Here is a 15,212-nt window from a genome sequence, read left to right on the forward strand (position 1 = left end):
AAATCTGCTTCTATAATCGAGGCAAACGAAGATTCACTAAACTCCACTGTATCTGTCTGACCTTTATGGGCCGACCCAAATCCTATTTCTTGATTCATCCTTAAATTTTTATTATTAAACTTAAACAATCAACATTTACTGCCAATGGTTCTTTTACTTTACGAAGATTTCTTTTAATTGACCAATTACGTTTCCGCCGCCAGAAATAGTGATTTCACCAATTTTATCTGCGATTTTTTCAACGTATTCCATCTCTTTCAACTTCCACAACATTTCGTTTTCTTCCATCAGCTTTGCTGTGTTAAGCAAACTTCTTGTTGCAGCAGTTTCTTCTCTTCTCATAATGCTGTTGGCTTGCGCTTTTTTCTCCGCAACCAAAACCTGATTCATGATTTCTTTCATATCTCCTGGAAGAATTACATCTCTTATTCCAGCATCAGAAATTTTCAAACCTAAATCTTCGATTTTAGTTTTTGCTTCTTCTAAAATAGCTTCGGCAATAGCATCTTTTTTAGTTAACAATTCATCTAAAGTCAAGCTTCCAACAAAAGCTCTTAAAGCCAATTGCATTGCTACATACAATTGTTTTTCAAAATCTTTATTTTCAGTCAAAGCTTTCATGATATCAACTACTTGGTATCTCACAAAAAAGTTAATTCTCAATCCTGCTTTATCTTTAGTCAACAATTCTTGGCCGGAAATCTCCAATTGCTGCTGTCTTGTATCGACAGTTTTTACTTCGATTGTAATGGCGTTATTCCAGAAATAATGTGTTCCAGATTTCAATTCTTTCACAAAAGTTCCATTCACAAATAACAAAGCCTTGTCGTTGCTTGCCACAATGAATTTTCTTGTAAAGTATCTCATCTTAACATTTTCCAATAAGTTTACTGGAATATTTTCTGTGATTTCAATCTTAGACAAATCTGCTTTAATGAATTCATTTTTTACAACTCCTTTCCAAAAAGCATATTTTCCTGGCGTTAAAACTTCTTTGAAATTTCCTTTTACGAATTGTAATACAATTTCGTTATCGGCAACCTCAACAACTTCCAAAAGAGATACTAACACTTCATTTTGCAATAAAATATCCAACTCAAAAGGAGCCTGAAAAGATCCATTTAGATCATAAATCATAATGTTTTTATTTCCAAAAATCCAGTGTAATCCTTCTTCTAAGACTTTTTCTAATTTTCTATTTTCGAACACCAAGCCCACTTGGTAAGTCTCGATTTTAATTCTTTTTATCATAATTATATTTTGTTTCAGGTTTAATGTTTCAAGTTTTGAAATCTATAACCTCTATTATCTTTCTTCTTTCTTCTTGCTAAATAAAAAAACCTCTTTGCCTTTCTCCTCTAAGAAAAACGGACGAATAGTTTGTTCTTTGTCTGTCTGAATTATTTCTGATTCTATTTTATTGAAAGAATCCCCAAATTCTCTTAACAATCAAATCAAAAAGAAAACAAACTTTTCAAAACACATTTCTATTTGCACTGGCTTTATCAGAGTGTGGAACATCAGATTGTAAAATCCTAATTTCACTGACAAAGACAAATCAGTTTTTTCTAATGGTCATCTTTTTAAGAGTGATGGTCTCTACTGTTACAGGTTTTTGAGACCCGTCGACTTACCGGATTCGTCCAACCGAAACGCGTTCGGTGCAGGATTCGAACCTGCATAACACATCCAATGCTCTATCCAAATTGAGCTACCACATTACTGTGAATGGGATTCGAACCCACACCCCTCAGATCCCTTGTGCGATAATTTTTTGGAAAACCATCAAAACCTCCAAACCAAGCTGCATAGAAAAACATAATACGCTTTCGCGAAAAGTCTGCTACAATAGTGCTATACAGAAACACCCAACAAGGCTTGTTTGATATTTTTAATCAAAGTTTCCTTTGATATCATTTCATTTTTTAAAGAACGTTTTTTCTTCTTAAACAAAGATTCAAATGATCCTGCGCAATTATTTTGCGCAGGATATTTTTTTTAATTAATCCATTCTATAACCGTCGATAAATAAGCTTCTCTTACTTCATCAAATCGAGTTATGTTCGGAATATGATTTACTTCTAATAAATATTTAGAACCATCTTTTGCAACGATATAATCATTTCCAATCATATCCATTTGCAGAGTTTCTTTTATATGAATTGTATCTGCTAGCAAATCTTCATCAACAGGCATAAAACCTGCATTGTCAGGATGAATAGATTTTAACCAATCGTCTCCTTCTAATTTAATCTGCCAATAAACATCTCCAATCATCATGATACGAACGGCTTCTCCTTCATAATAAGGTTCAATTGTAGCCGTAAATTGGCTTTCCCATTCTCCTGTAAAACGATGTTTATTCTCGCCGCAATGCCAATTACCCCATTTGGCAACCGTATCATTGGCAATATTTACAGAAGCTCCTGCACTTATAAACCCACGAGGTGCACTAAATTTTGAAAGAGATAATGCTTTTACCAAACACGGAATCTTAAATCGGCAATCCAACATTGCTGCCGCATTCGGATAACAGTCTCCTCGCCAAATTGCTAAACCAGTAATAAAATCGAAATCATTATCGTAAATTCCGTAATAAACCACTTTATCAACCGGAAGCATTCCAACTCCATTTGTTTTTTCCATATAAAGCACTCCATCTTTTACTACGATTTTAGGAATAGACTGATGCCAAATAATGTGTCCTGAATAATTGGCTTTTATAACATCATATTCTTCTTGTTCTATGCCAACTAAGGCTATTCTATTGTAGGTTTCCATTTTTTTAATTTATTATTTCTTTAAAACTTTATGCAGCAATTTGGCTGCATTGTAAGCATCATCCGCTCCATTATGATTCTCTCCTTCAAAAGATTCTCCTATCAACTCTAGCTCTTTCAATAATCCTTTAGGTTTCTCCTGAAGGTAAACTAAATTAAAAAGTGTCTTTATATTCAAATAGTCATTTCTAAATGGGTTTTCAATTGCTTTTGATTTACATTCTTGTTCTAATATTTCTTTATCAAAATCGCCATAACCTGCAAATGTTCTATACTTTGCCGAATACTTGGAATTAATTTTCTTCAATGCTTTCTCAAGAGAAGTTCCTTCTATCTGTAGTTTTTCATTTGTAATTCCAGTTAATTGGCTACAAAAAGAAGAAACTTGAGAAACTTCTGGTTTGATATAAAAACTTTGTTTATCTTCAATTTTTCCAGACGATAATATTAACTTGCATACTCCTATCTCGATAATTTCTCTCTGATTTAAGAGTGTTTCCTCCTTAGATTCCCAGCAAGTTGCTTCAATATCAATCACTATAATTTTATCATATAACACCATGATTTCTAAATTCTTAATTATTATTTTTAAATAAACACACAATTTCCCGATACTTTCTTTTTTTTGAAATTGCTGTTCGCATCTCATAAAAATACCCGAACTGACGGACTGCTAATCTCTAATAACTCTTTACTATTACTATTACTATTCATTAAGCACCACTTTCATTCGTTTAATACCAAAATCTGATTTCCTTAATTTGCACATTCTTTCATCTGAAATGTGATGGAAAACAATCCCTTCAATGTCATTCTCTGATAAGAATACTTCTAAATCCTTAAAATCAAGACTTACAAAATCAAGTATTTCACTTCCGTGTTTTACCAATGTATGTTTCTCAAAATTTTCAGAGTTACCTTGAACTTTTGGTCCACATAATTCGTAGGTTCCGTCAACTTTACTTTCTAATCCATCAAAACCTTCAAAAAAATGTTTGTCCTCCGATTTTGAACGGTCGCATTTTAACCAGTGTGGATGATGACCTGATTTTGGATCAGCTTCCTGACAAGGAATTGCACCCATCGGGATTGCTCTTCCTTTTTTAGCATCAAACCTTTTAAATATTTCACCGCCTATAATCGCTGCCGATGTACCATCAAATTTTCTAGTTGCAATGGCTTCTCCATCAAAAACCCATTTGTTTTCAATATTAATTTTATCTACTACCCTTCCTAAATCATTAGGATCTTTGGCGAATAATGTGCTTATCTTTTTCATCGTATATTTTTTAATTTTTCATTTTGTACAGGAAGAGTCCCGATAGCTATCGGGGCGAACTCTCAGGAAACTGATCCTAAATCAGCCGTGTTTACCATTTCACCATTCCTGCATTTTTTTTAAGTTTCTAAGTTGCTGAGATGCTAAGGGACTAAGTTTTTTTAACTTTTAAATCCGAATCTTAGCAACTTTAAAAACCATTTCATTTGTCTGGGAAGCAGGATTCGAACCTGCGACCTCCCGCATCCAAAGCGGGTAAACAACCTCCGTTATCTTCCCAGGTCTATTTAAGTACCTTAGAATCTTAGTGTCTCAGCAACTTAGAAACTTTAAAAAAGCGGCTCATACGGGAGTCGAACCCGTTTCTCCCGAGAGACAGTCGGGAAGGTTAGCCAGTAACCCCAATGAGCCAGTTCCTTCTAGAGAACAAGTGATTTTGGAAGGATTCGAACCTTCGACCATCTGCTTAGAAGGCAGACGCTCTATCCAACTGAGCTACAAAATCATTTATTTTTGGGCATAAAAAAAGCACCTGATCAAAGGTGCTTTACAAAATTCAACGTGATATAACTATCCTATTGCCTATATTGATGCACCTGCATTGCGAAACGTCCAAGATCGAATCTTGCGTTTAGTGGTAATCCGTATGATATTTTATTTTGTAAAGCCATTTTTATATGCTGTATTATATTTTAAAATTCTTGTTATTATTTGAAACGCTGTGTTTCAATTTTGTTTGGCAAAGATAAAGTCGAAAAAATCATATTTCCAAATATTTTTTAAGATTATTTTTCTGATTATCAATTAGTTACATCTTAAATTAAAACAAAGAAATTCCTGTCCGCAAACTGATGCAGATCTCTATTTTGTATCAAATGACTGTTACTCATCAGATTACTTTCCAATACTATATTTCTCTATTTTGATTAATCATTAAACATTTTGGTCAATTATTTTTTTAGTTTTTTTTAATTATGGTTTGTTTTTCTATCATTCTAAACATCTTTTTTGTCACACTGAGCGAAGTCAAAGTGCTTTTTAAACGAAGTCAAAGTTGCTTTAAAACAAAAAAAGCGCCCTACTTTGAGGACGCTTTTTTATTTTATGATGAGTTTGACTCTAAATTTTACATTTCAATTTCATAAAAATACATATTGCATCCTGATACTTTAGCCGGAAGTGATCCTGCTAAGTGGTCAAAATATTTTGCAATTGAAAGTCTCATCTGTATTTTTCTGTTTTTAAATTATGGGAACAAATGTAATATTTTATTTCTTAATTTAACATTTTACAATAAAAATGTTAAAATTATTATTTCCAAAACTTAACTATTAAGCATACGTCTTATCAATCTGACTTAAAATAGTCGGATCCTGAATTTCATTATCTTTCGCAAACAATAAAACTTTAGACATAACCTCAGCCGATTTAGGATCATCATCTGCAAATGGAAGGAATAAACGTCCTCTGTGTTGCGAATGAATTGGCAATATCGATAAATATTTACCTGGCATCTGATGTACAACCGCACTTCCTAAATGAACGCTAAACTCTGCCAATTGTCCTTTGATGATGGCATGGTTTCCAGTAATTTCAACATTCTTGATTTTGAATAAACGCAATGTTTCTCTTAACAATACTGCTCTCATCTCGATAGAAGAATGGCTCGCTTCTGGATCAACGCCACCAACGTGGGCAACGCTTACCACCAAATCAATATCGCGCATTACTTCTGAGAAAATCCTCGGATTGATATCTTCAAAAGCAATGTTTTTATAATCTTTTAAAGAATGGAATTCGATAGTTTCTAAAGTCGGACTCTCAACATCTGCAGGCGAAAACCAATCTGCCATCGCGTACATTTTTACCTGATAGCCTTCTTTATGGAAAACTTTCTGTAATCCTTCTTCGTAATCTACTTTCCAGCCTCTTGTTTTCAATAAAGCCAAAGTTTGATTCGGTTGAACTTGATGCCCTGCATAACGTCTTGAAACCGATTTCTCTTTCAATTCATCTGGCGTTGGAACATACAATTCTCTAAAAATCTGTTTAAAAGGCTGCTGCAATTTATTATCAAAACAATATTTCTGGTAATCGACCCAAACATTATTTTTATGCAAATCGAAACAGTGTGCAATTCTAAAAGTCTGCTTTCCGTTTAACGAAATCATTTCTCCTAAACCGGTAACTAAACTTCCATCGACATAAAAACCAATCTGATTGTCATTAGAAATAAAAACTAATTTTTCTAGATGCTTTGAAATAATTGGATGTTCGAAAAGGTTTTGCATTTCTGCGAATAAAAACTCGTCGCCGCGAATCATACTTTCTTCCAAACCTTTTCTCGAACGAGTCCATTGCTCACGCATGGTTTTTCGGTAATTGGTCAATTCCAAAATGCCTTTATCTTTTTTGTATTTCGGCGGAATCGATTTTAATTCTTTTCCTGCTTTATAGGTAACCAAATCAGCTTTTCCTTCATTATTGATAATCAAACTAATTGTAACATCGTCTAAAACCACTTCGGTTTCTTTTGATAATATATTTTGAACTTGTTTGGTTTCCATTGCCCAAGTCAAACGAACTGGATCTGGATAACCTGCATTTCTAGCTAAGTTTTCTAAAGCCACACGAATCGCCAAAGCTTCACTCGCTTGTTTCATCGAGCCAAACTCTTTGCTTTCTTTTTTAAACTGCTGTAAATATTCGTAACGCGCCAAAATATCTTTTTCTGGACTTGTTTTACTTAACGGAACCAATCCATAAACTCTTAAATAATCTTGATCTCGTTTGTCTTTTACTTTGGCAGTAACTTCTCTAATTTTTAAATCTCCTGTAATCGTATCAGCGTATAATCTAGCACGTCTGTGACCGTTTCCGTCTGTTACATATTTGGCAGATTCGTATAAAAGTTCCCATTTGGCTTTTCCTAATTTCTTGTAGGCCGATGTAAACCAATCTTTATCTACAGCACCATCTTTAAAATCTTGCAAATCTAAAGTCGAAAATCTCGCCGCCTCACTTTCTAATTCTGAATTTGTCGCGCTATAAGACGCTGTTTTGGTATGCGCATGAAACCACCAAATTCCTTCATCCAGACCATTCCAATCCAAATAAGTGCTGATAAACTTTTGCCATTGAGGCGCATAAATAGCTGTCTGAATCAGTCTTTCTTCAGAGATTTTAGCTTTTTTAATTAAAGCATTAAAACTTTCCTGCGTATCAGTTTCTAACGGATAACATCTTTTCAATAAGAAACTAAATAATTTCTGTTTCGTTAAATCGGTGTAACTCCATGAATAAATATACCCTTTGTACAAACTTGCTTTTCCAAGCGCAGTAATCAATTCGACTAAGCGGTTGGCTCCAAAAATCTTCTGGAAACTCTGAACTAAATGTGTTACCGCAGTATTAGAATCGCCTCTTTTAACCTCAACATCCAAAAATGTTTCACGAATTTTATCTATCATCGAAACTAAGAATGGAAATCTAACCAATAAGTCTTCGCTTCCTTGATTTCTGTAATTTCTATTTCCGCCTGTTAAAAATGAAATTCTTTCTGGATCCAAAATACCTTCATACAATTCACCTTCGGTAATTAACTTTTGTTCAAATGCAGCGCTATATAACTGAACAAAAGGTTTGCAGTACGAAATATTTTTTTCCAGTCCATTTAACTGTCTCCATCTGTACAGATTCCATATCTTAATTTCTTGTTCTGCAGTTACGTTTCCTAAGTCAATTCTGTTTAGATAAACATCAAAAAAGTTCTGATTTTGCCAGCCGTTTCCCTTATTGTTATTGTAATAATATTCATTTTTACCAGGCACATATTCAAACTCTTTTACAGATTCTGGAAGATCTGCATACAAAATGGCACAAGCGTCAATTAAGAAATCTGTTTTTTCTTCAAAAGCATATTTTACTTGCAGCGCATTCAAAATATTCAGAATCGCATTGTCCCAATCGTAACCTCTTTTGTTTGGATGAGGCAGTAATTCTTTATAATAAAAAACATGTTTTTCGAGGAAATCACGCCAAATTTTACGGTCACAATTGCTTACAAATGTCAGTAAAAACAAATCTCGTTCTACTAAACCTGAATTTTTAAACCATTCTTCCCAAACTCCATACAACGGATAATTGGTTGCTGCCAATTCGGAATTCTTTTCGTCTTTTAGATTTTTTAATGGTCTAAAAGAATTCCCCAATAAAACCGTCGATTTGCTATTATCGTAGTTTTCAATTTCGTATTCGTAATTTCTGTTTTCTTCAAACAATTTATAAAGCTTCGCTATTTCGTCTTTAATATGCGACATCGATTTGGAGAAACCGTACTGATGTTCTTTTACCGCTTTTGCATACAAAGAATCTGCTCCTACCTTAGGAAGTTCATAAGTAGAAATTTCGTTTGGCGTAAAAAATCCGTAACCGTTTTCTGCGCTTAAAAGATCTTGTTTTTTTGAAGGTTCTAACTGCTCAATAAATTTGGTTTCTTTCTCGGTAATTTTTGGTCTTTGAAGATAGTCTTTTACCCAATCGTTAACCTTATCCGTCAGTTTATTGTTTTTCTGAAGCTGAAGCATAACGTCTAGCATAGACATACGTTGTTCTAAATCTCCTTTTTCTACGGTCTGATCTACAAAATTGATTACTTTTTGATCATCTTGTTTAATCAGAATCGACGTTAGATTTTTCTTTAAGTTAGAATTTTTACGTTTAAATAATTCCTGAAAAATAGCTAATTCATCTTCTGTTAAACTCAAATCTTTTAAAACATTAACCGCCGAAGCCACAAGAGATTCTCCTCTGTCTTTTAAAATTCGTAGGGCAAAATTTCTTTGAAATTCAGTTGGTTCTGTTTTGGTTTGATTGTTTTGATTGTTATAGTAAGAATAGCTGTAAAAACTTCCCAATAAATTTCTCGTCAGTTTCTCCCTTAAGTTGATCGAGAAGCCTTCAAAATGTTGTAAAACCGCTTCTAATCTTTCGTTGTTATCGCCAACCAAATTAATCGCCGCGGCATAAAGCGTATCTCTTTCAAACTTTACATTTAACCACGAAAACACTTTCCCTTCAAAAGTTTTTTCTTTTTCAGTAATACTTTGTGCAAGATTGTAAACTTTATCAAAAAAGTTCGGATAATCTGCATTTTCGATATAGAATTTCGATTTTGTATTGGCTTCCAACAAAGCATTCATTCTCGGAACTGCAAAGGCTAAAATCTGCAGATTTTCATCTTCTAACGCTTTAAAATAAAGAGGCATTTCGATATAAGGATCGTTGGTTTCTCCAGCAAATTTTAATGCCAGCGATTTCTTTTCGACCGAACCTTTTTCTAATAATTCGTGCAGGTACGGAACCGTTTTCTCGACATCCAAAACACCTTGAACCCAAAGCGCCATATAGACTTCATTATTATTTTTGCTTTTTACGCCAGTCGGAATCGTTTCTGGTTTGGTAAAATAACCTGAAGCCAACTCGATAATATTTCGAACCGTAGTTTCTTTTTCAGAATCCCAACCCAAACCTGTCCACGTATCGATGGCTCTTACAACCGATGAAAAACGAGTCAGTTTATTATCAATAAGCACTTTGATCATGTATTGCAAAGCGCCGATACTCGTTTCGTCTAAAGCCTCCAGAATCGTCTGGCGCAAACCTTCCTGACGCTGAGCCGCCAAAAGCAGTTTTTCTACCAACTCCCAATGCTGTTGTTTTTCGCTATTTAAAAGAGCTTTGATGATATTTCTCGAAACTTTTCCGTGTGTATCTTTATTAAAAATAATGTCTTCAAACAATTGAAAAAGTCCTTCTTTGCCAGCATCCAGTGCCGAAGACCACACCATAAATTTATTGATAGAATTTGAAATCTCGGTATCGTGACGAATTTCATCTTCAATACTCAAATCATAATAAAAAGTACTGCTGTCCTGATAATTGTATTTGTAAGGTCCGTTTAACAAAGAACGCAGAAAATTGATCTGATTGACCAACAGATAACTTTTATGATTTGGTGCTCTAAAAGCTCTTCGCGTATACCCGTTCTGATACATTTTTTGAGGCAATCTGTTCCAAGCTTCTTTTACGTATGCGGCTTTTTCTTCACCAAAAAAGTAAAGCAGCAAGTCGTAATAGTTTTTATCTTCCCAGATATTCTCTTTTACCAAAGTGGCAAACTTTTCGGCTTCTTTAGAACCAAGAGAAATATAATTGCTGTAATAATTGTCCTGAAGTTTCAAGAGTTCCAGACCAAACTCCGCCGCTTCTTTTTTCAGTTTTTTTCCAGAAAGTAATTTAGAAAGCAGATTACTGTTTACAATTTCTTCCAATTCTTTTTTAAATCTCTTAATTGGATTTTCAATTACTTTACTTTTTAAAAGATCTTCTATCGTCATGATTATTTTAGATTTTAGATTGCAGATTTTAGATTTTTATTGAGAAGTGAAAGGCTAGATGGAAATCGTAAAAGTTCTTCCATTCCAGATTTTACAATTCACCATTAACAATTCACCATTAACAATTCACCATTAACAATTCACCATTAACAATTATAAATTACCAATAGCTTCCCGCCAAGAACGTAAGCCTGATAAAAGTGAGGTTTTTATTTTGAGATAAATCGACTTGTTCGGTTAGCGTTTCTAACTGATCGTCTCCGTAGAAAACAGCGTACAAACCATCTTCGAAAGCTACAATGGCATTTTCTTGCGCTTTGGTCAAATCTACTTGATTGTGATTGTACAGCGCGCCAAAACCAACTTTTCCGGTATCGGTAAGAATGGGTAAATAATTTTCTTTTGGAAGATGGATTTTGTCTTCGTCTTCAAACTCAAAGGATGAAGAACGGAACAATTGTGCCTGATGATCAACAATCGATTCTATGAGTTTTTGTGTACTAATGACAGGATTTTCTATATCGAGAGCGATACTTTTTTCCTGAAGGAGCGGATGTTTTTTTCCTAATTGTTTAACTGAGATGCTTATATTCATCTTTACGGGCTTTTATTTTGAAGCCGTAATGTAAGATTTTTAAAGCGATTTTTGCTTAAAATAATGTCTTTTTAATGTTAAAAAAAATATTAAAAATAAACTCTTGAGCATAATTATTTTAAACACATAGAAACATGGTCTTTCCTTATATTTAAAGGCGTTTCACTAATTTAAATGCACATATTTTAGCTATTTTCAAAGTTTTTTTCGTCGAGTTTGTCATTTCGACGGAGGAGAAATCTTCGCGAGTAGCTCTACAAAGATTGGCACTATACGTTGCGGAGTTACTCGCGAAGATTTCTCCCTTCGGTCGAAATGACAAGATTATGGAAACTATCGTCTATAATCTCTTTTATAAAATTACAAACCAATACTAAAAAAATATCCCGACAAATAGACATTGTCGGGATTTGAGTTTTATTGAGATAATTTACGATTGCTACTACAAGCCTTATAAATCTGTTTCTCTGAAAATGGCGATAACGTTTCTGCCAGATTACGGCTGGTTCTTAAACAGCTCAGTATTTTTTGCCTTAAATTGATATCGTCGCCAAACTCTGTATGCATTAAGAGCTCGAAGATTTCCTGCAAATACAGGGGCTGTTCTTTGTAATCTCCCTCAAACAATTCGTCTGAAAGGAAATTAATTACGGATGGCACTACATCACGATGTGTTGGTTTTTGATTTTCTTTTGACATTTTCGAAAATATTTAAACGCACGAAGCCCTCATCTTCGGTTGTGTCAAAACACTACAAGGAGTGGAATTAGGGCTATCACTAGCTCCAGCAACGTGAATGAGGGCTCGTTATGTTAACTTAAAATTTAAGTTTCGGATTTCTCCTTGTATAGTATTTTGACTTTACAAAGATATGTTTTTATTTAAAAAAGAAAGAAATAACTTACTTTTTTATTTGTTTTTAAAATTATAATGAACAAGGTTGAAAACAAAGATAGAAATTATTATTAGCGGTATAACTGTTCACTAACTTCAATCAAACTTTTGAATTCAAATTGATTTGAATTTGTTAGGTGTACGGGACTCGAACCCGTAACCTCTTGCGTGGTGGGCAAGCGTTCTTCCAATTGAACTAACACCTCTTTTGGCCATGCTGAAATAAGACATAAGCCTTGGACTTTTAGCCCATATATTTTTTCGGTTTATTATTGAGAAAAAAGGGTGTGCCTGGACTCGAACCTGCATCCTCCAGTTTAGCAAACTGTCGCTCTTCCAATTGAGCTAACACCCTAGCGGATAGTTGGGACTCGAACCCAAAACTTTTCCTTTGGCGGGAATATTTTTCCAATTAAACTACTATCCTAACTTTTACCAGTTGGTAACTTTATAATTTTTTAGCAGAACGCCAAAGATACTTTTTCCGTTGATTCCTTGAAATATTGGATCAAAAATTCTACTTGCTCCATCTACAGAATCTAGTGGAGGTATATATCCTTCTTCAAACTGTTTTTTTCTAAGGCTTTCTTTTGCACCAGTCGAAATCCATCCCACATCTACACTCGTCATATAAATCGAATCTTCTGCAAATTCTTTAGCCGAAGTCAGTGTCATCATATTTAGAGCCGCTTTTGTCATATTGGTATGCGGATGAAAAATCGTTTTATTAGTATAACTAAAAATCCCTTCAGACGATGTCACATTGACAATAAATCGTTCATTAAATTCAGAATTAAAAAACAATGGCTTTAGTTCTTTAATCAAGAAGTAAGGCGCAATCTGATTGATAAGATTAACCTCAACCAATTCGTACATGCTAATTTCTTCTAAAGTCGAATTCCAGCTTGTTTTTTCACGATTATCAATTGGCTGTCCAAAACGTGAAAGTGCTATTTCTGTCTTTTCTTCAAAACCATATTCCAATGCTTTTATTTCTGCCGCAACAGGAGTTTTATTGGCTATCAATTTTATATCAGATTTAAATTCGTCTAACAGATTTTCTTCTTTTCGAATTAAAGGCTGATAATATTCATCTGTATATTTAATGGTTTGTGCAGCATTATTAACTAAAATATCTAAGCTTTCAAATTTGGATTTATAAAACGATATAAACTCATTTATAGCATTCAAATTCCGCAAATCCAAGCCATAAATTATCAAATTGTCTTTCCAATTCTCAAAATCATTCTCTTGCATAAACTGTTCTAAAGCAAGTGCAGGGAAACGAGTTGTAAGGACAACATTGGCATTATTTCGTAAAAGTTTCAAAGCAGTAGCAAAACCTACTTTTACGCGTCCACCTGTAAGAATTACATTTCGACCTTTTAAATCAATATTTTGGAACCGTTTTTCATAATTTTCTTCTGCACATTCTGGACAAAGTCTTGTGTAAAAACTATGGGCTAATTTATAAGAACGATTACAGGCATAACAATTTTTAGGCATATTTAATTCGGTAAACTGTTGTTCATCGGGATTTTCTTTTTCAGCAAACAGAGTTTCCCCATTTAATGCTTTTGAAACTATTGTTGAACTCAGACTAACATGAAGATCTTCTTGCTTTTTAGAAAAATAACTCACACTACGCAGATTCTTTTTGGCATTTTTATGAATCTTTGTAATCAAACCTCCAAACAAATCATTATCAGGATTTTCAAACGGATCGTCTTTCAGTGCTTGTAAAACTTTAATACAAGTCTGCCATTCTTCTTTACTAAAAATATATTTCTTTTCTGTTTCCATTTACTATTCTTCTAAAAAGTCTTCTAAAAATCCTATAAACTTTTTTCCATTAGCAGACCATCTTAAACCTTGTCCGTTTTCAACTCTTATTTCGTAAACCAAACCGTGTTTATAATGATAAAAAATATTCCACCATGTTTTATGATTTATAATGTAATGAATAAGCTTTTCTACTTTTTCTTTTTTCTGGATTGTATTTCCTTTTATTTCTCCAAAAATACTGTCTTTTTTTCTGCCAACATGTTTCTCCCAAGCTCTAGATGCAATCGAAATATCTTTGTTATAAGATTGAAAACAACTTTCCAAAAGAATTTCTTTTGCTGGTGGAATTCCATTTTCATCACGCTGACTTGCCGAAGTTAAACGCTGTCCTAAAATAAGTAGTAAGTTTTCAAATGGAGTTTCTTCAAATCTCTGAATCAAACTCTCCCTTAATCCTTCTGCATCGTTTTTAAAATTTTCTAAAATGTCTTTAAAATAAAATATCGAATCATCCAAAGAAATTATTATTTCATCTTTGAAATAAGGAAGTCTCAAAATTTCAGTTTTCTGACTATGAAAAAAGATCAAGTTTTCTGAAAATAGCTCGAGATTCTCATCTATTAAAAACAAAGCATATTTTTCTTTCCATGCTTCATTTAGGTCTGGAATCATAGCTTTTATTTCATTAAAAAGAATATTAGATTTCATTTTATCCAAAACAGATTATATTTTCATTTACATTCATTTGTGACAAAACATATTTCATGAGATTAAAATTAGCCGACGCATTATCCAAAATCCAAGCATCAGAAGTCACAGCAATCCAATTGCTTTCTGCAATTACTTTATCGGGATTATAAACCAATTCCACTTGCCAATCATATTGATTTTCTAAAGCTATTTCTTCAATCATCTTTTTCAATCTTCCGCTATTTGAAACAGGTTTATCAAAAAACCAATAAATTGTTTTTATCTTTTCTTTTTTGTAGAAGTCAGCAATTATTTCTATTGCCTGTGATGTCTGTTTCACTCTTTTATAAGTTCCGTGTACACTTGACAAATCACGAATGAATCCATCTTGTCCTCTAAAAACATAAGCGTTTGATAAAATACTTTCTAATAAAATCAAAGCGTTAAAACCATCTATAGCAATTTCTTTTCCTTCTAAATTCTGACTTTGAATTTCTTTAGATTTTCGATCTTCAATTTGACTTTGAGAAGCACTCATTCCGCGAACTGCTTGCTGTTGTCTTGAATTTAAACGATATCGGTTTCCGACTAAAGCTAACGTTGCTTTTTCGCCATAACCTCTGCTCAGGAAATAAGACAAATCTGTTACAGCTTCTTTTAGTTTAAACTGTATTTTCTCTGTTCCGAATAAATCATCGTCGCTTGCTTCTTTTCCTCTGTTTTTAAGACTAGTCATTTTACAAAAATATAAAAATTAACCTACAATTAATATGTCATTTTGAAAATCAGTG

General features: G+C 33.5%; 10 protein-coding genes and 6 tRNA genes. All 16 read right to left on the reverse strand.

Features of this window, described 5'->3' with window-relative positions; all coding sequences use genetic code 11:
• Window positions 1-153: 153 nt before the first annotated feature.
• The 16 genes from JC605_RS12215 to JC605_RS12290 all read right to left on the reverse strand — a co-directional run bounded on the left by JC605_RS12215 (window position 154) and on the right by JC605_RS12290 (window position 15,157).
• Window positions 154-1,251 (reverse strand): slipin family protein, encoded by a 1,098-nt coding sequence (locus JC605_RS12215; protein WP_198856460.1) that lies wholly within the window; start codon window positions 1,249-1,251, stop codon window positions 154-156.
• Between the two features lie 747 nt (window positions 1,252-1,998).
• Entirely contained in the window at window positions 1,999-2,781 is a 783-nt protein-coding gene (locus JC605_RS12220; protein ID WP_198856461.1) for a hypothetical protein, read from the reverse strand.
• Between the two features lie 12 nt (window positions 2,782-2,793).
• Window positions 2,794-3,342, reverse strand: a complete 549-nt coding sequence (locus JC605_RS12225; protein WP_198856462.1) for a 3'-5' exonuclease — start codon at window positions 3,340-3,342, stop codon at window positions 2,794-2,796.
• 144 nt (window positions 3,343-3,486) lie between these two features.
• A complete protein-coding gene (locus JC605_RS12230) occupies window positions 3,487-4,059 on the reverse strand; it encodes a hypothetical protein (protein WP_198856463.1) in 573 nt (190 codons plus the stop codon).
• A gap of 209 nt (window positions 4,060-4,268) precedes the next feature.
• Window positions 4,269-4,340: transfer RNA gene (locus JC605_RS12235), tRNA-Pro, on the reverse strand.
• A gap of 57 nt (window positions 4,341-4,397) precedes the next feature.
• Window positions 4,398-4,470 (reverse strand) — tRNA-Asp (locus JC605_RS12240).
• Between the two features lie 20 nt (window positions 4,471-4,490).
• Window positions 4,491-4,564: transfer RNA gene (locus JC605_RS12245), tRNA-Arg, on the reverse strand.
• 826 nt (window positions 4,565-5,390) lie between these two features.
• Entirely contained in the window at window positions 5,391-10,457 is a 5,067-nt protein-coding gene (locus JC605_RS12250) for a DUF4132 domain-containing protein (protein WP_198856464.1), read from the reverse strand.
• A gap of 160 nt (window positions 10,458-10,617) precedes the next feature.
• Window positions 10,618-11,052: a hypothetical protein gene (locus JC605_RS12255; protein WP_198856465.1), complete on the reverse strand. Its 435-nt coding sequence runs from the start codon at window positions 11,050-11,052 to the stop codon at window positions 10,618-10,620.
• Window positions 11,053-11,469: 417 nt separating this feature from the next.
• A complete protein-coding gene (locus JC605_RS12260) occupies window positions 11,470-11,751 on the reverse strand; it encodes a hypothetical protein (protein ID WP_198856466.1) in 282 nt (93 codons plus the stop codon).
• Between the two features lie 328 nt (window positions 11,752-12,079).
• Window positions 12,080-12,151, reverse strand: a tRNA-Gly gene (locus tag JC605_RS12265).
• A gap of 76 nt (window positions 12,152-12,227) precedes the next feature.
• Window positions 12,228-12,301 (reverse strand) — tRNA-Ser (locus JC605_RS12270).
• A gap of 1 nt (window position 12,302) precedes the next feature.
• A tRNA-Trp gene (locus JC605_RS12275) sits at window positions 12,303-12,373 on the reverse strand.
• Window positions 12,374-12,378: 5 nt separating this feature from the next.
• Complete coding sequence (locus JC605_RS12280; RefSeq protein ID WP_198856467.1) at window positions 12,379-13,749, reverse strand: SDR family NAD(P)-dependent oxidoreductase; 1,371 nt, start codon at window positions 13,747-13,749, stop codon at window positions 12,379-12,381.
• A 3-nt stretch (window positions 13,750-13,752) separates the two neighbouring features.
• Window positions 13,753-14,439, reverse strand: a complete 687-nt coding sequence (locus JC605_RS12285; RefSeq protein WP_233074094.1) for a hypothetical protein — start codon at window positions 14,437-14,439, stop codon at window positions 13,753-13,755.
• A 1-nt stretch (window position 14,440) separates the two neighbouring features.
• Window positions 14,441-15,157, reverse strand: coding sequence for a DUF434 domain-containing protein (locus JC605_RS12290; protein ID WP_198856468.1), 717 nt, complete (start codon window positions 15,155-15,157; stop codon window positions 14,441-14,443).
• Window positions 15,158-15,212: the final 55 nt, after the last annotated feature.

The sequence above is a fragment of the Flavobacterium sp. IB48 genome, from assembly GCF_016405855.1.
GTDB classification, from domain to species: Bacteria; Bacteroidota; Bacteroidia; order Flavobacteriales; family Flavobacteriaceae; genus Flavobacterium; species Flavobacterium ginsengisoli.

Bases quoted from the DNA above. Each gene is read 5' to 3' on its own strand.
- JC605_RS12280 (WP_198856467.1), bottom strand. From the start codon at position 13,749: ATGGAAACAGAAAAGAAATATATTTTTAGTAAAGAAGAATGGCAGACT.
- JC605_RS12255 (WP_198856465.1), bottom strand. From the start codon at position 11,052: ATGAATATAAGCATCTCAGTTAAACAATTAGGAAAAAAACATCCGCTC.
- JC605_RS12215 (WP_198856460.1), bottom strand. From the start codon at position 1,251: ATGATAAAAAGAATTAAAATCGAGACTTACCAAGTGGGCTTGGTGTTC.
- JC605_RS12250 (WP_198856464.1), bottom strand. From the start codon at position 10,457: ATGACGATAGAAGATCTTTTAAAAAGTAAAGTAATTGAAAATCCAATT.
- JC605_RS12260 (WP_198856466.1), bottom strand. From the start codon at position 11,751: ATGTCAAAAGAAAATCAAAAACCAACACATCGTGATGTAGTGCCATCC.
- JC605_RS12230 (WP_198856463.1), bottom strand. From the start codon at position 4,059: ATGAAAAAGATAAGCACATTATTCGCCAAAGATCCTAATGATTTAGGA.
- JC605_RS12285 (WP_233074094.1), bottom strand. From the start codon at position 14,439: ATGAAATCTAATATTCTTTTTAATGAAATAAAAGCTATGATTCCAGAC.
- JC605_RS12225 (WP_198856462.1), bottom strand. From the start codon at position 3,342: ATGGTGTTATATGATAAAATTATAGTGATTGATATTGAAGCAACTTGC.
- JC605_RS12220 (WP_198856461.1), bottom strand. From the start codon at position 2,781: ATGGAAACCTACAATAGAATAGCCTTAGTTGGCATAGAACAAGAAGAA.
- JC605_RS12290 (WP_198856468.1), bottom strand. From the start codon at position 15,157: ATGACTAGTCTTAAAAACAGAGGAAAAGAAGCAAGCGACGATGATTTA.